This is a genomic window from Neobacillus sp. BP17, assembly GCF_059579525.1.
The window spans coordinates 4081244-4097347 of sequence record NZ_CM184198.1; the positions used below are offsets into that span (position 1 = coordinate 4081244).

A 16104-nucleotide genomic window follows, 5' to 3' on the forward strand; every position below is an offset into this window, starting at 1 on the left:
TAATTATTTTGTACCAAAGATTAAACCAACAACGGCAATCGCCGCAATAATACCAACGACATCCGCGAGGAGTCCTACTTTAAGGGCATCCCCCATTTTTTTAATACCAACAGCTCCAAAATAAACGGTTAACACATAAAACGTCGTGTCAGTACTCCCTTGCAAAACAGATGCTAAACGGCCAATAAATGAATCAGGACCATATACAGCAATTAAATCACTTGTCATCCCAAGTGCTGCATTCCCAGAAATTGGCCTTATGATTAGTAATGGCACAATTTCAGCAGGTACGCCCATTGTTTTCATGAGTGGGCGAATCCAATTCATTAAAGCATCAAGTGCGCCAGATGCCCGGAAGACGGAAATAGCCACAAGCATACCAACTAGAAAGGGAATAATGGATACAGCTATTTTAATGCCTTCCTTTCCTCCCTCAACAAAACTTTCATAGGTAGAGACGCGTTTGATTGTCCCATATAATAGAATAAACCCAATGAGTAATGGAATAAAAGTTAATGAAATTACCGAAATGAGTTCCATGCATCCTCATCCTTTTCTGTTTCTGCGATAATAGAAATAACGGTCAATTAGGATTGCTCCTAGTGCTGAAATAATAGTTGCAATGATTGTTGGAATGACAATCTCCGTAGGAGATGCTGAATGATAGTTCATTCTAATCGCAATGACAGTAGTAGGAATAATTGTAACACTTGCTGTATTAATTGCTAAAAAGGTGACCATGGATCTGCTGGCAGAATCCTTTCCCCCATTTAACTTTTTTAATTCTTCCATTGCCTTAATCCCTAAGGGAGTGGCAGCGTTCCCTAATCCAAACATATTTGAAATCATATTGGATAATATATATCCCATCGCTGGATGGTTAACTGGTACCTCCGGGAAAAGTCGTTTAACCAGCGGTCGAAAAAATCTAGAAAGACGCTCTAGAAGGCCCGATTCCTCCGCAATCCGCATCATTCCAAGCCAAAAGACCAGAACACTAATAAGCCCGATACACAGTGTCACCGCTTCTTTCGCCCCATCAAAGATTGCTTTGTTCACTTCAGCCATGGTTCCATTGATTAATGCGAAAATAAAACCAACAATAAACATAAACACCCAGATATAATTAACCATTGTCCTTCACACCACAAAAGATAAGAAAAATTTTCTTTAAGAATTCAAACATTCCTTCTTTCTCTACAGGCACGCTTTGATAGTAAATAGGCGTTTCTTGGACAACACGCCCATCTAAGTAAACTGCAGCCTTACCTATGACTACATCATTCTTCTTATCATCATCAAATTTTTGTGTCGGTTTATTTAGTTTGTATTTTATGGAGAATAAATCCCTTTCCTCGCTTGTAACCGGATAAACAATTGTTTTCTTTATATATAGGTGATTCTTATAAGCCTTATTCTTAATACCATCAATCTTACCCTCAGCTAACACTTCAGCCATATCAAACCCTTTAAAACCACTTTCATACATAGAAATATGGTCATTCCAATCATCTGGATCGTTTAAGGTGACTGCAATTAAGCTCATATCTCCCTTTGTTGCCGTTGTTACCAAGGTTCGTTTCGCCCGTTTTGTGTACCCTGTTTTTCCACCGGTGGTATATTTATATTTTGTTAGCAAGCGGTTTTTATTTTTCCAAACACGGTCCCAATCTTCCGTAGGATTTGGTGCTCGATAAACCTTTGTTCCAGAGATTTTTTTAAAGGTTTTATCCTGCATGGCATAACGCATTAACACAGCCATGTCATAGGCTGTGGAGTAATGATTTTCATGATCATCAAGGCCATGAGGATTAGAAAAATGGGTATTTAACATCCCGATTTGCTTTGCTTTTTGATTCATTAGATAGGCAAAACCCTCAACACTTCCACCCACATATTCGGCTATTGCTACCGCAGTGTCATTTCCAGACCTGAGCATCAATCCATAGACTAAATCTTTAAGTTTAATTTTTTCTCCTGGCTTTAAATAAACAGATGATCCTTCCGCACGAGTTGCTTGTTCACTTACTTTTACATATTCATTCATTTTCCCCGATTCAATCGCTAGCTTCGCAGTCATTATTTTCGTAATACTCGCGATTCTTCTTTTTGTGTGGGCATCTTTCTCAAAAAGGATGCGCCCTGATTTCTGCTCTATTAAAACAGCACTTGCTGCACTTACGGAAACAGAAGCTTCCACCTTTTGAGGAATGTTAGCAATGAATAGTGAGACCATGAGGGAATACATAACTAGCTTCCAAATCATTCTCATTAGATTTACCCCGTCTCCTTGTAAAGTTATCTTCTCTTTTAGTCAAAGCAGTTTTTGCTTTTCATTTTTCTTGTACAAGTTTATGCAGGACAAGGCTTGTTATGACAACTTGCTGAAGAAAAACGAAAGCAGACGACAACATGCCGTCTGCTCAATTTCATTTCCCTTATTACATTGCTGTCCATTTCATGTCTGCTGATTTTTCAAAACGCATTTCTACATCATGCCAATTGACTATGTTCCACCAATTGTCTACATATTCAGGTCTTTTATTCTTGTACTGAAGATAATAAGCATGCTCCCAAACATCTAATACCAAGAGTGGAATGGTACCCCATTGGGTCAAAAGCATATGTCGTTCAGATTGTAAAATCTCCAAATGTCTTGCTTGAGGTGACCAAACTAATATTGCCCAGCCTACTCCTTCAACTTGTTTGGCCGCTTCAGTAAATTGCTTCTTAAATGCCGTAAAACTGCCAAAGTATTTTTCTATTTCACTCTTCAACGGTCCATGTGGACTCCCGCCTCCATGCGGGCTCATGTTTTTCCAAAAAATCGAATGAAGATAATGCCCTGACCCGTGAAAAGCAAGCTCTCTTGACCAGTGTTTAATTAATGCGAAATCATTTATTTCCCTTGCTTCTTTAAGTTTAAGTTCTGCTTTATTTAATCCATCAACATATGCCTGGTGATGCTTATCATGATGAAGTCTCATGATTTCTTCTGATATATATGGTTCCAAAGCATTATAGGGATAGGGGAGGTTAGGCAGTGTATGCCCGCCTAGAGGAACTCTTTTCTCTCCCACCCTAATGTCACCTCTCGCTTGTTTTCTATTAAAGTAATGTTCCATTTGCTCATGGATATATTCAGCCTTAGCTTGTAATGTTAGTAGTTCTTCATTCGATAACTGCGTTCTTGTGCTTTCGATTAACTCAGTAAAACTATCCAGTTGTTCCCATAACTCTGAGCTGCTGCCCTCTTTTTCCGATTGAAGAAACTGCTTCATTTGCTCATTCCACTTAAACATTTCGGTTACATATTGACTAAATTTATCCATACCATCCCTCATTCCTGACCTGTTAAGATGTAATCTACCTAAATGGTATGAGAGATACGGTTTAATAAGAACAAAAACAAAGCTGCCCTAGTAGGGCAGCCCAGACTGTCGACAAATCCGAAGGATTTCGGGTTTTAAATCGACAGTCTTTTTTGTGTGGCTACATTAAACTAGTCTGTTGATTTCCGTTCCAGGCGGCTTCGCTTTCCGCGGGCGGTTCGGGGAGCCTCCTCGACGCTTTCAGCGTCTGCGGGGTCTCCCCTGTCCCGTACTCCCGCAGGAGTCTTCGCCGCCTTCCACTCCAATCAACAGGGTTATAAAATCATTAATGACCTTTATATCAGCCCTTTGTATAATTAAGATACAGACATATAAATGAGGTGGATGAAATGCTAACTAAAAATACACAGATGAATCGTGACCAAATAGAAATGATAGCTTTAGATCAGCTTGTACCTGCGAATCATTTAGTTCGAAAGATTGAAGCTACAATTGATTTTTCATTTATTTACCCACTCGTTCAAGATTTGTATTCATCTGAACGGGGACGCCCAAGTATCGATCCCGTAGTATTGATTAAGATGACTTTCATCCAATATACCTTCGGTATACGCTCCATGCGTCAAACCATTGGGGAAATCGAAACTAATATGGCATATCGTTGGTTTCTTGGCTTTGGTTTTAATGACAAGGTACCACACTTTTCAACATTCGGTAAAAACTACGAGCGGCGCTTTAAGGATACAGATTTGTTTGAACAGATTTTTTACCGTATTTTGAAGGAAGCCTCTGACAAGAAATTGATTAGTAGCGAACACGTATTTATTGATTCCACACACGTTAAGGCTAGTGCGAATAAGCGCAAATTCGAGAAGAAAGTTGTCCGAAAAGAATCGAAAGCTTATGAAGCACGTTTACAAGACGAGATTAATAAAGACCGCGAAGATCACGGAAAAAATCCATTTTCTCCAGATAAATTCGATAAAGAGGAATTAAAAGAAATTAAAGAAAGTACTACTGACCCAGAAAGTGGTTATTACGTAAAGGACGAGCGAACTAAACAATTCGCATACTCATTTCATGCGGCTTCAGATCGAAATGGTTTTGTCCTTGGCACAATTGTAACTCCAGGGAATATCCATGATAGCGTCATATTCGAGCCACTACTTGAGAAAATCATCGAAAAACACGGGAAACCTGAAGCTGTTGCTGCTGATGCTGGATACAAAACACCTGCTATTGCTCAATTCGTATTTGAAAATGATATGACTCCTGCTTTACCATATACACGTCCACGTACAAAGGATGGTTATATGAAAAAACATGAGTATGTTTATGATGAATACTACGATTGTTATATTTGTCCGGAAGGACAAATTCTGAGATATGCAACGACGACGAAGAATGGAAAGCGTCAATACTTTTCAAATCCTCTTAATTGTAAAAGTTGCCCATTACTTTCCGAATGCACGCAAAGTAAAGATCATAAAAAATTGATTGAGCGGCATGTGTGGGAACATTACATAGAAGAAGCCGATCATCTTCGTCATACACAAGAGAACAAAAGCATTTACGCAAAACGTAAAGAAACAATTGAACGTGTCTTTGCGGATGCTAAAGAAAAGCATGGTATGCGTTGGACAACCTTAAGAGGCCTAAAAAAATTGTCCATGCAAGCGATGCTTACTTTTGCTGCCATGAATTTGAAAAAGATGGCCAACTGGACATGGAAAAGTCCAGAAATGGCCTAGATAAAGGTATAGGAATGGTCAAAATTTTGCTCTTACGAGCAAAAAAAACATAAAAAGGCAATCGATTAAGCTCATCGAATGCCTTTTGTCTACAATCTGAGCTGCCCTAGTAGGGCAGCCGTAAAAAAATAAAAATATTAAGTTTTTCGACTATGGTAACAGTCCAGCTTCAGCGCTATGGCGCTGCCGCTTTTTATTTTGATTGGATCATTTTAGTTCTGTAGTCTGTTTCATAATACTCAAGTTCTTCCCTGATTCGTTGAAAGTCACCTTCTAAACTTTTAACCAACTGAGCGATATTGTCTGATACAGTGCGGTAAAACTTAATAGAATTCCTTCCAGTGTAAGCTGACCTGCTGTCCTCATACCATGCATCATTTTTCGGAGAGAAAAACTCTTCAATACATTGATGGTAAATTTTGTAAAGCGTCTTTTCCGCTGCAGCTTTTTGAAAAGGGCTGCCCTGCAAAATAACGGAACATGCATCTAACCCTTCCTCGCTATAAACAACTATTTTTCGTAAATTTGCGAAGATCAATTTATTATAGTTTGTATCTTCTTCATTTTCTAAGTTTAATTGTGAAATAGTTGCCTCATTTAAAAAATTCTCTAATGTTGAGATAGATCTTCCTAGAAAACTCTTTACATCATTTAATTGTGTTTTTACCAATGTATTCCCCATTGTGTACCCCCTAGGTTTTTTACTTCGTTTATTATACTTATTTTGGCTGCATGATGAATTCAAGCGGAGAACGAAGCTCATATTCTTTCTTTTGATTTAAAGAAAGAAAAATTTCAGGTAATTTATTATAATTGATATCTTTAAAATACGATGCAAATTCCTGCTTAGAATTAATATAAAGTCGTTTCCGGCTGCGCAGGCCTGGGTTTTTCAAGAGACAGACCAAAGCTACAATGTCTTTAAAGGCAATTTCATCATCTTGCTGAACAAAAATTGGGTCTTGCTGGTATGGTGTAAATTCATGCCGAATTTCATCAAAATACCTTACGTATAGAACATGAAGTGTTTTTTCCTCTCCATCTTCATAAAAGGTAACGATGCTCCTGTTAAAAAAATCCTCAGAAGTATTTGATTTTTCTTTTTCTAATTCAAACCCTTTACACTCTTTAATTAACAAATAAATTCCACTCCTTGGCCAATGAAAATATGGCAAATAAATCTGATCAACTCACTTGAGAATGAATTACATAATTTACTTAGCTTCATTTTATCATAAATTCAATTAAGTATTTGAAAATTAAGAATTAATCGTGTCCTGAAATCTCTCAAAAAAAAGATCTGCCTCTTCTTGAATGAATTCCTCTTCTCCCTTTTCGGGAAGCTTAGGAAGTTCTTCAATACTCTTTAGACCAAAGTAATCAAGAAACTCTTTTGTCGTCCCATATAAATAGGCTCTTCCAGTCCCTTCCGCACGACCAACTTCTTTGATCAATGCTTTGGCCATCAGGGTATGCAGCGGTCTCTCTGTTTTGACACCACGGATTTCCTCTATTTCCGCTCGAGTTATAGGCTGTTTATAGGCAATAATCGCTAATGTTTCTAATGCTGCCTGTGACAGTGTCGTCGTATGCGGGGAATCAACCAGCTTTTTTAAATAAGCTGCATTTTCTTTTTTCGTGGCAAGCTGGTATGTTCCCGCTAGCTGTACAATCATAATTCCCCTATTAGTATCACGCTCATATTGTTTTTTTAAATCTTCGATGATTTCATTTGCTTTTAATTCACTTACTTCAAGGACCTCTACTAGTTGTTTTAATGAAAGACCTTCATCTCCAGCAGCAAACAAAAGGCTCTCTAAAATGCTATTCCAATTAATGATGTCCAATCATTTCTGCCCCTTCCTTTACCGCTTCAACATAAATATCTCCAAAGTTCACTCGTTGCTGTGCATTGATTTCTTTTCTTTTTATTAGCTCTAAAATCGCCAAAAAAGTGACTACTATGTGGTCTTTCGTTCGATAAGGAAATAAATCATTAAAGTTTTTCCGGCCCTTTACCTGCTTTAATTCAGCCATTATTTCTGTCATTCTGGTATCAATTGATATTTCTTGGCGAGCAATCTTCGTAGCCATTGGGCGCTGAAGCTTCTTCCGTCGCATTAATTTTTGAAAAGCCGCCAGCATATCATATAGTGACACATTTAACTCTGCTTTTTCAGGCTGGCTCTCTTTTGCGTATTCTGAGAGATCACTTGGCGGCTTTGTATACATAAGCCCTCGCTCTACTTCCATCGACTTTAAGTCATGAGCTGCTTCTTTAAACTTGCGGTATTCGATTAGACGCTCAACCAGTTCATCTCGTGGGTCTTCTTCATATAAGATGTCAGGATCCTCATAACCAGGAACCTCCTCATGTTTGGGTAAGAGCATCTTACTCTTAATGACAAGTAATGTTGCAGCCATTACCAAAAACTCGCTTGCAACATCTAACTTAAGTTCATTCATTGTCTTAATATACATTAAGTACTGCTCAGTTATTTGGGCAACTGGAATATCATATATGTCAATTTCAAGCCCATTAATTAAATGGAGCAACAAATCTAACGGTCCTTCAAATGCATCAATTTTCACCTGGTATGGCATTGTACTTCACCAAAATTCTTTAAAAATAAGTTGTTGATTATCCACTTCGACTAATAATAGTATAGAGGATTAAATGAGGTTATCCAATAGAAAAATCAACTCCCCGAGGGAATATTATCAAATCATGATGTTTGCCCATAACATTGGACTAGTATCCTACATATGATGACAAGGAAAAGAACAAAACATCATTTTTAGGAGGTAGTGAATATGTCTGAACATGGATTTGGATCCGGATTTGCTTTAATTGTAGTTCTATTTATCTTGTTAATTATCGTTGGTGCTTCCTGGGTATATTAATTAGACAGGAAGGCTGAAGAACTACTAAAAAACCAGTTCAATAAAGCAGCCATTACCGTTAGACAAACTGGACCCGTCTTTCATGACGGGTTTTTTTTATTTATTCGAGACAGCATATAACTGTGATACACTATACATAATTATTGTGTAAGGGGGTGAATTGCTTGTACCCTAGCGAGTATATCCATTTTTTAGCCCATTTTCATGGAGACCGTGATTATTTCGAATGCCATGAACTTCTTGAAGACTATTGGAAAAAAACAGATTCGAGAAACAAAGATTCCATCTGGGTTGGTTTCATATTATTATCCGTTTCTCTATATCATCATCGCCGAAAAAATTTTAGCGGTGCAAAGCGGACGTTAGCTAAAGCCATTAAAATTTTCGAATTACAACCAGATTCTATTACTAAACTTGGAGTAACCCCCGTCGGGCTTATCCATTTATTACATGAACAATTATCGTCTCTTCAGAAAGGTGAATCGTATCGAAGCATCTCAATCCCGATTTGGGACACTTCCTTAACTGAATTAGCGAAAAAAACATGTGAACAAAAAGGGTTTATTTGGGGTAATCAAAGTGATATGACAAATAAATTCATTATTGATCGTCATAAATTACGCGACAGAACCAGCATAGTCCAAGAAAGATTGAAGTCATTAAAGACGCGAAAAGGCAGCGAATAAATTATTATTCACTGCCTTTTTGAAGATAAGATTAGCAAAACTCACATTTTTCGATAAAAGCGGCTGTATTTTCATTAGCAGTAATTTCTTTTTCAGCATACATTTCTTTTAGAGCTTTAACCATCTTTTTACCGATTCCCTGATACCGATGTGAGGGATTAACGGAGATGTGTAAGATTTCTAAAGAATTGGTATCATTATGAAATAAGACACCTAACAGACCGATGATATCTTCCTCTTTCCAAAGAAATAGCTGTAATTGATCTTCGGTTTCATATTCCTTCATAGTTTGCTGAAGCTTTTTTAAGTCCTTTTCGGCGGGCATAAAAGACAATAACCCCATGGCTATTTTCTCGAAAGCTTTCTTATAACGAATTAACATTTAGATCCCTCATTATATTAAATAAACCGATAAACTTGATGGTTTAACAATAGTATATTTTTACCAAGTAGCTGAATATTAAACACTATTCATTATATGTATTGGAAGTTATTATGTTTCATCAATCACCATGATACATAATAAACGGTCAATCATCAATGGAAAAAATTAATATTAGTGTTTCGGTCCGATAAAAATCCAATAGATAACTCCCCATAAAATCGACACACCAATAAGAATACAAAATATAATCCAGTTGCTTCTCTTCATTAAAATGTTTCCTCCAAAAGAATATTGAAGATTTGGTACTGTCCTACATTCTACACTATTTTGCTAAAATAAGCTATTCTACTTACATATTTTACATTTTTTCGAGCAAGTTCTACTTTCTATGAAACTTAAAGCTTGTTATTTACGTTATTATTATTGAATTCGGTTATATTATAATAAACAGAGTCACTACATTTTCATGATTACCTGTAAATTCCGAGGAGGAAACTATGAAAAAAACTATCATTTACTTCATGTTGGCTTTTTTAATTTTCAATCCAATTCGCACCTTTGCTGATGTAGCAGAAGGTGACATGATTATTACATTAGGTCAAAATTTAACTGAAGCTCAGAAGAAGGCACTTTTATTAGAAATGGGTGCTCCTGATGATGTTCAGATTGTCACTGTCACAAACGAGGAAGAACACCAGTATTTAGGGAAATATGTGTCAAAATCACTTATCGGAACAAAAGCCATTTCATCATCGGCGATAACCATCCAACCGAAAGGTGCGGGTGTCACGGTTGAAACGAAGAATATTAATTGGGTTACGGACGAAATGTACATCAATGCCCTAATAACTGCAGGTGTAAAGGATGCAAAAGTTTATATAACGGCCCCGATTACTGTTTCTGGAACCGCAGCATTAACAGGGATTATAAAAGCCTACGAGATATCTGCTGATAAGACCATTCCTGAAGAAGTGAAACAGGCAGCAAATCAAGAAATGGTTGAAACTGCGAAACTAGGTGACTCCATAGGTGAAGAGAATGCTGCCGCGTTAATTGCAAAGATAAAAGAAGAAATTGCAAAGAATAAACCAAAAAATGATCAAGAATTACAAAATATTATCGAACAAGCTGCAAAGGACTTAAATGTAAAGCTTACAGATGAAGAAATGCAGCGGTTAATAGACTTTTTTAACAAGCTAAAGGATTTAAACATTGACTGGAATCAAGTTAGCGATCAATTAAATAAAGCGAAGGATCAAATTTCTAATTTTCTTAAGTCAGAAGAAGGGCAAGGTTTTTTAGATAAGTTAAAACAATTTTTCAATTGGCTGATTGATACGATTAAGTCGATATTCTCTTAATATTGGGGATGTTGATTTCCGCTCCAGGTACTTCGCTTTCCGCGGGCGTTGCGGGGAGCCTCCTCGGCGCTTAAGCGCCTGTGGGGTCTCCCCTGCCCCGTACTCCCGCAGGAGTCTCGCACCTTCCGCTCCAATCAACATCGTGCCAATACTATTAATGAGCATTAAAATATAAAAAAACTGCCGCAAAAAAAATTTCTGCGGCAGTTTTTTACTTAAGCGGTAAATCATGTTTTATTAAATCCTCATATGTCTCTCTCTTTACCACAAGGGTTGCGATTCCGTTTTCTACGAATACCACTGCTGGACGCGGGATGCGATTATAGTTATTTGACATTGAATAGCCGTAGGCACCTGTACAAAAAACAGCAAGAATATCTTCTTCCCCTACATCTGGTAACGGTAAATCCCAAATCAACATGTCTCCTGATTCACAGCATTTCCCAGCTATTGATACCGTTTCTTTCGCTTTCGTTAATGGTTTATTCGCAAGAACAGCCTCATATTTCGCCTGATAAAGGGCTGGTCGAATATTGTCACTCATTCCACCATCCACTGCTAAATACTTTCGAACACCAGGAACTTCTTTGGATGAACCCACTTTATAAAGAGTAATTCCAGCATCCCCAACAAGCGAACGCCCTGGCTCAATCCAAATTTCCGGCATTTTTAAAGAATAGCTATCAGTTAATAATTTAACTTCCCGAATAATTTCACTCACGTATTGAGAAGGTTGAATGGGTTCATCTTCTTTTGTATAGCGGATTCCAAAGCCCCCGCCCAAATTTAATACTTTTGCTTCGAAGGAAAGCTCTCTTTTCCATGCTTCCATTTTTGCGACAATCTTTTTAGCTGCTAATAAAAAGCCAGTTGTTTCAAAAATTTGTGATCCAATATGGCAATGGAGACCAAGAACTTCAAAGTTATCATTTTTTAGTGCCATTTTTAATGCATCTTCCGCTTGTCCATTTTGAAGATCAAACCCAAATTTAGAATCTTCCTGCCCAGTTAAAATGTAATCATGCGTATGGGCTTCGATACCAGGGGTTACTCGGAGCAGGATGCTAACATGAGCATTTTTCTCTTTAGAAATGGTTTTCAAAAGCTCCAATTCTGAAAAATTATCCACAACGATGCAGCCAATTTCATGATCCAATGCCATTTCTAATTCTTCTCTGCTCTTGTTGTTCCCGTGAAAATGAATTCTCTCGACAGGGAACCCTGCAGCAATAGCAGTATACAATTCGCCGCCAGATACTACATCTAGTGACAATCCCTCTTCCTCAGCGAGCTGAATCATTGCAATGGTTGAAAAGGCTTTACTAGCATAGGCAACCTGCGCCTTGATCTCTTGTTCTTCAAATGCCCGTTTAAAAGATTGGGCCCTTTCACGCATTAATGCTACATCATATACATAAAGAGGAGTTCCATATTCTTTCGCCAACTCAATAGAATCGACCCCGCCAATTTCTAAATTTCCGTTTTTGTTTACGCCTGTTGTCCCGTAAAAATACATACCCTTCCCTCTCTCCCAATCACTCACTATAGTTTATGCGGACAATCACATAAGATAATAATAAATAGACAGAATCTACAAAAGATACTGCCTATTTTTCATTCTTTATCCCTTTATTTAATTAAAAATACTTTAGCATACCTGTTAGAAAAGTGCAATTATTTCTCGTTTGCTTTAGGCGGCTGCCGGTAACGGTTTCTAGGGTGAACAATACTTGGTCTCAAGATAGAACCTGGTATTGCTCTGCGCACAATGATTTGCAAAAATCCTTTCGGCTCAAAAGGAAGGAATGGCCACAGATATGGTGTATTAAGTGCACGTATTTTTACAAGGAAAAGGAAGAATACTGTCGCCCCAATAACAAATCCCGGCAGATGAAATAACGACACAAGAATTAACAGAGTTAATCGTCCAATTTTGTTTGCTACGCTTAATTCATAACTTGGAGTTGTAAAGGAACCAATCCCTGCAACCGCTACATACAAGATTACCTCTGGAACAAACAGCCCCACGCTAATCGCAATCTGCCCAATTAATACCGCTGCAATTAATCCCATTGCAGTCGAGAGTGGAGTGGGTGTATGTATGGCGGCCAATCGTAAAAACTCAATCCCAAAATCAGCCAAGAAAATCTGAACGATAATCGGGATATTTGTTGTTTCATTTGGTCCAATAAAAGAGAATCTTTCAGGTAATAAGGATGGTTCTAATACAAATAACATCCATAATGGGAGTAGTAAAATAGACGTAAGTACGCCTAAAAAACGGGTCCAACGCAAAAATGTTCCCATTGCAGGAGATTCACGAAATTCTTCTGCATGCTGTACATGATGGAAATATGTCGTAGGAGTGATTATGACACTTGGGGAGGTGTCAACATAAATTACAACATGCCCTTCCAGAAGATGTGTTGCAGCGATATCTGCACGCTCCGTATATCTTACGAGCGGAAAGGGATTCCAACCCTGCTTTAGAATGAATTCTTCTATCGTTTTATCAGCCATTGGAATTCCATCTGTATTAATTGCCTGAATTTCTTTCCTAATCACATTGACCATATCTGGATCTGCAACATCCTCTAAATACCCTAAAGCCACATCTGCCTTTGACCGTTCACCAACCTTTAGCATTTCAAAGCGAAGACGTTCATCTCGAATTCGCCGTCTCGTTAAGGCCGTATTCAAAATAATATTTTCAACAAACCCATCACGGGACCCTCTAACCACCTTTTCTGTATCAGGTTCTTGAGGCTGCCTTCCTGGATAGCTTCTGACATCAACGACAAAAGCTGTATTTTCCCCTTCCAATACTACAGCAACTAATCCGGACAAAACCTTATCAACTATGTAATCAAGTGTGGTAGCCTGTTCAACCGATTGATTAATTAGCCTATTTTCAATTACCTTAAAGAAATCTGATGATAATTTTTCATGGTCATTGATTTCAACTAATTCTTCAATTAATTCAATTACGAAGCGGGAATCACATAAGCCATTTACATAGTAGATATGTACGTCTTTTTTGAGGATTTTTAATTTCCTCACACCAAAATCAAAGCTTTTCCCAAGACCAACCCGTTGTTTCATATAGTTTTCAACTTCATTTACTGATTTAGGGATTGGCCATTTCTGTTCGTTACTTCTTGACATGGAAGCCACTCCTTTCAAGTATAAGCTCCACTGCTTTTTTTGTTATCGGGGAACCTTTTTTGTAGGAGTCATGTCTAGCCATCTTGCCAATATCACCAATTCCTACGATGACAGGAACCTCCAATTCATCAAGGCAGTAAACTGTATCACCATTTATTCTCCCGATTTCAAGCTCAGGTATACCAAATTTATCTACTCCATATGGAGTTAAATTTCCATCACGATCGATACTTACGTCCACCCTTGACCATTCTTCATGTCTTGATTTAGCTGCAACTGCAATAATTCCTAGAACTTCAATGTCTTCATGTCCTGCTACATATTTCAAAGCATTCTCACCAGCACCTTCTCCAACTATGCCACTATCATCAAACATCACTAATACAGGATCGTGAGGGGTCTTTTTTATCAACTGGACTATTTTCTCTCCGGTTAAGGTTGAAGGATTCCCTTGGGAACTAGAAATACATCGGCCACCTATTTCTTTGGCAACATGCTCGACTGCTTTCTTAGCATATTCATCACCGTCAGTAATTAAAATAACACGCCTCCGAATGCTCATAGTGTGCTGTCCTTTCTTGGCCCAAGTTGAAAATTCTTCCCAAAAGGGTTAATGATGTACAAAATAAACCCATTGAAAAATTGACCCCGCAATTTTTCCTAATACGATTGCCATGATTAATATAACAATCTCACCATCTAATCGGATTCTTTTAGCAAGAATTGGCAGAACGTTTAATACCTCAGTGAGGGCTGCAGCTAACATCCCATAAAAAATTCCACCTGTAATTCCGAGAAAAATTAATGAAAAAGAAGGAATATGTAAAATAGGATCCCTCAGACTTGCACCTACCCCAGCGAGTGCTCCTAACACAACTGCCCATTCATAGTGTTGAATCATTTTCATTGTCTTACTTAGTTGTGTAAGTCTCGGGATAATTCCTAATACCGTTAGAAATGCGACAAAACCAGAACCTACTGCCAGTCCACTCGCTACACCTAAAAAGAGGATGGCTATTATCTTAATCGTCACTGATTTTTTTTATACTTTCTTTATTTTCGTGGATAATTACGTAATTATCTAAATCCATTTGATAATTAAACATTTCTACCTCGAGGGGACTGGGCTCTTCATTTATACGTTTCTTAAAGACATGATTAAAAAAAAGAATCATTCCCATGCCTAATCCAATTGAATAGGGAATTTGAAACAGTAATGGTTTTGCATCTTTTTTTCCTGTAATGATCGTATATATTTTTTCGTGGACACTTTTCATACTTACATCATCATGAAAATTCATTATTGCCAAGGCTGAGCCGAAAAATAAGAGAAACCAAATTAAAAGGAAAAAAGGCAGGTGGACTCCCTTTTTTTTATTCATGACTTCAATGATGGTTTGGGCGGGTCCAATTGTTTGGACTTCCATTCTTTCAAATTCATTTTTAATTAAGTGGATAACTTTCATGACATCAATAATGACGATATTCTGATCTGTAACTGTTAATTGATGAATGGTCAAAGTTTGTAGTTGTGAAAGAACTTCGTCAGGTGCAATGACTTGGGCAATATCATTTAACAATACTTTTTCTTGGGGCGGAGCCTGAACTCGATTCCGCATACGGATATATATTGTTTCTTCCAAAACTATCACTTCCCAAACAATGATTTCCTGTATAAATAGTATGAGTAATAAGCACTTTTTTCATTAAATCCAAAAAATACCAGCAGCTTATTTACACAAAAAAACCGTATGAATCAGAGATCCATACGGCCTTTCATTTGCTGCAATATTTTTTTTTCAAGTCGTGATACTTGCACTTGGGATATTCCAAGCCTAAGAGCGACCTCAGATTGTGTTTGGTCCTTGTAATACCTTAAATAGACAATGAGTCTTTCGCGCTCATCTAATTCTCGGATAGCTTCCTTTAATGCAATTTTATCAAACCATTTTCCATCATTTCCATCATCAATCTGGTCCAGTAGAGTAATTGGATCTCCATCATTTTCATACACTGTTTCATGAATGGAAGAAGGTGTTCTGCTGGCTTCTTGAGCGAGAATGACATCCTCTGGTGAGAGGTCAAGATGGGCTGAGATCTCGTTAACCGTTGGTATTCTGCCAAGCACTTTTGATAATTCGTCTTTTGCTTTTCGGATTTTGTTTCCCATTTCCTTCAAAGATCGGCTAACCTTAACGGTTCCATCATCACGGATAAATCGCTGGATCTCACCAATAATCATCGGGACTGCATAAGTCGAAAACTTTACATCATAGGAAAGGTCAAATTTATCCACTGATTTTAATAATCCAATACACCCAATCTGAAACAGGTCATCGGGGTCATACCCCCGGTTTAGGAACCTTTGGACAACAGACCAAACAAGACGCATATTTTTTTCAACAATTAGATCCCTTGATTCTTGATCTCCATCTTGGCTCTTTTTAATGAGTTCTTTTACTTCATGATCCTTTAAATATGTTTGACCTTTATCATTCTTAACCTCCACATCCATTGGCA

At 37.7% G+C, this 16104-nt stretch carries 19 protein-coding genes; 4 read left to right on the forward strand and 15 right to left on the reverse strand.

Features of this window, described 5'->3' with window-relative positions:
* Positions 1-3: 3 nt before the first annotated feature.
* The 4 genes from AC4QJR_RS19870 to AC4QJR_RS19885 all read right to left on the reverse strand — a co-directional run bounded on the left by AC4QJR_RS19870 (position 4) and on the right by AC4QJR_RS19885 (position 3332).
* Positions 4-540 carry a spore maturation protein gene (locus AC4QJR_RS19870; RefSeq protein WP_375375700.1) on the reverse strand — a complete coding sequence of 179 codons (537 nt, stop codon included), beginning with the start codon at positions 538-540 and terminating at the stop codon, positions 4-6.
* 6 nt (positions 541-546) lie between these two features.
* A complete protein-coding gene (locus tag AC4QJR_RS19875; RefSeq protein WP_496523955.1) occupies positions 547-1134 on the reverse strand; it encodes a nucleoside recognition domain-containing protein in 588 nt (195 codons plus the stop codon).
* Complete coding sequence (locus tag AC4QJR_RS19880) at positions 1127-2272, reverse strand: D-alanyl-D-alanine carboxypeptidase family protein (protein WP_496523956.1); 1146 nt, start codon at positions 2270-2272, stop codon at positions 1127-1129. The genes AC4QJR_RS19875 and AC4QJR_RS19880 overlap by 8 nt, the downstream gene beginning before the upstream one ends.
* Before the next feature lie 169 nt (positions 2273-2441).
* Positions 2442-3332 carry a superoxide dismutase gene (locus AC4QJR_RS19885; protein WP_496523957.1) on the reverse strand — a complete coding sequence of 297 codons (891 nt, stop codon included), beginning with the start codon at positions 3330-3332 and terminating at the stop codon, positions 2442-2444.
* A 389-nt stretch (positions 3333-3721) separates the two neighbouring features.
* Between AC4QJR_RS19885 and AC4QJR_RS19890 the strand changes: the two genes are divergently transcribed.
* Positions 3722-5083 carry an IS1182 family transposase gene (locus tag AC4QJR_RS19890; RefSeq protein WP_496523958.1) on the forward strand — a complete coding sequence of 454 codons (1362 nt, stop codon included), beginning with the start codon at positions 3722-3724 and terminating at the stop codon, positions 5081-5083.
* 193 nt (positions 5084-5276) lie between these two features.
* On the opposite strand, the gene AC4QJR_RS19895 is transcribed toward AC4QJR_RS19890, so the two are convergent.
* The 4 genes from AC4QJR_RS19895 to AC4QJR_RS19910 all read right to left on the reverse strand — a co-directional run bounded on the left by AC4QJR_RS19895 (position 5277) and on the right by AC4QJR_RS19910 (position 7687).
* Complete coding sequence (locus AC4QJR_RS19895; RefSeq protein ID WP_251457033.1) at positions 5277-5765, reverse strand: YpuI family protein; 489 nt, start codon at positions 5763-5765, stop codon at positions 5277-5279.
* A gap of 37 nt (positions 5766-5802) precedes the next feature.
* Complete coding sequence (locus tag AC4QJR_RS19900) at positions 5803-6222, reverse strand: hypothetical protein (protein WP_098574850.1); 420 nt, start codon at positions 6220-6222, stop codon at positions 5803-5805.
* A gap of 120 nt (positions 6223-6342) precedes the next feature.
* A complete protein-coding gene (gene scpB, locus AC4QJR_RS19905; protein WP_098574851.1) occupies positions 6343-6930 on the reverse strand; it encodes an SMC-Scp complex subunit ScpB in 588 nt (195 codons plus the stop codon).
* Positions 6917-7687 (reverse strand): segregation/condensation protein A, encoded by a 771-nt coding sequence (locus AC4QJR_RS19910; protein WP_496523959.1) that lies wholly within the window; start codon positions 7685-7687, stop codon positions 6917-6919. Before AC4QJR_RS19910 ends, scpB begins: the two co-directional genes overlap by 14 nt.
* A gap of 210 nt (positions 7688-7897) precedes the next feature.
* Here AC4QJR_RS19910 and AC4QJR_RS19915 point away from each other — a divergent pair, with 210 nt between their 5' ends.
* Entirely contained in the window at positions 7898-7987 is a 90-nt protein-coding gene (locus tag AC4QJR_RS19915; protein ID WP_066363308.1) for a YjcZ family sporulation protein, read from the forward strand.
* 155 nt (positions 7988-8142) lie between these two features.
* On the forward strand, positions 8143-8673 hold the full coding sequence (locus AC4QJR_RS19920; RefSeq protein WP_496523960.1) for a DUF309 domain-containing protein: 531 nt from the start codon (positions 8143-8145) through the stop codon (positions 8671-8673).
* A gap of 31 nt (positions 8674-8704) precedes the next feature.
* On the opposite strand, the gene AC4QJR_RS19925 is transcribed toward AC4QJR_RS19920, so the two are convergent.
* Positions 8705-9055, reverse strand: a complete 351-nt coding sequence (locus AC4QJR_RS19925; RefSeq protein ID WP_098574854.1) for a GNAT family N-acetyltransferase — start codon at positions 9053-9055, stop codon at positions 8705-8707.
* Positions 9056-9555: 500 nt separating this feature from the next.
* Here AC4QJR_RS19925 and AC4QJR_RS19930 point away from each other — a divergent pair, with 500 nt between their 5' ends.
* Positions 9556-10419, forward strand: a complete 864-nt coding sequence (locus AC4QJR_RS19930; RefSeq protein WP_496523961.1) for a DUF1002 domain-containing protein — start codon at positions 9556-9558, stop codon at positions 10417-10419.
* Between the two features lie 211 nt (positions 10420-10630).
* Here AC4QJR_RS19930 and lysA read toward each other — a convergent pair whose 3' ends face one another.
* The 6 genes from lysA to sigF form a co-directional block, all read right to left on the reverse strand.
* Positions 10631-11935, reverse strand: coding sequence for a diaminopimelate decarboxylase (lysA, locus tag AC4QJR_RS19935; protein WP_496523962.1), 1305 nt, complete (start codon positions 11933-11935; stop codon positions 10631-10633).
* A gap of 158 nt (positions 11936-12093) precedes the next feature.
* On the reverse strand, positions 12094-13584 hold the full coding sequence (locus AC4QJR_RS19940; protein ID WP_098574858.1) for a spore germination protein: 1491 nt from the start codon (positions 13582-13584) through the stop codon (positions 12094-12096).
* Positions 13571-14140, reverse strand: coding sequence for a stage V sporulation protein SpoVABEA (gene spoVAEA, locus AC4QJR_RS19945; RefSeq protein ID WP_142333014.1), 570 nt, complete (start codon positions 14138-14140; stop codon positions 13571-13573). The genes AC4QJR_RS19940 and spoVAEA overlap by 14 nt, the downstream gene beginning before the upstream one ends.
* A 54-nt stretch (positions 14141-14194) precedes the next feature.
* Complete coding sequence (locus AC4QJR_RS19950) at positions 14195-14617, reverse strand: stage V sporulation protein AB (protein ID WP_098574860.1); 423 nt, start codon at positions 14615-14617, stop codon at positions 14195-14197.
* The gene (locus AC4QJR_RS19955) at positions 14607-15227 is read right to left on the reverse strand and encodes a stage V sporulation protein AA (protein ID WP_098574861.1); all 621 of its coding nucleotides are present in this window, start codon (positions 15225-15227) and stop codon (positions 14607-14609) included. Before AC4QJR_RS19955 ends, AC4QJR_RS19950 begins: the two co-directional genes overlap by 11 nt.
* 113 nt (positions 15228-15340) lie before the next feature.
* Positions 15341-16099 (reverse strand): RNA polymerase sporulation sigma factor SigF, encoded by a 759-nt coding sequence (sigF, locus tag AC4QJR_RS19960; protein ID WP_098574862.1) that lies wholly within the window; start codon positions 16097-16099, stop codon positions 15341-15343.
* Positions 16100-16104: the final 5 nt, after the last annotated feature.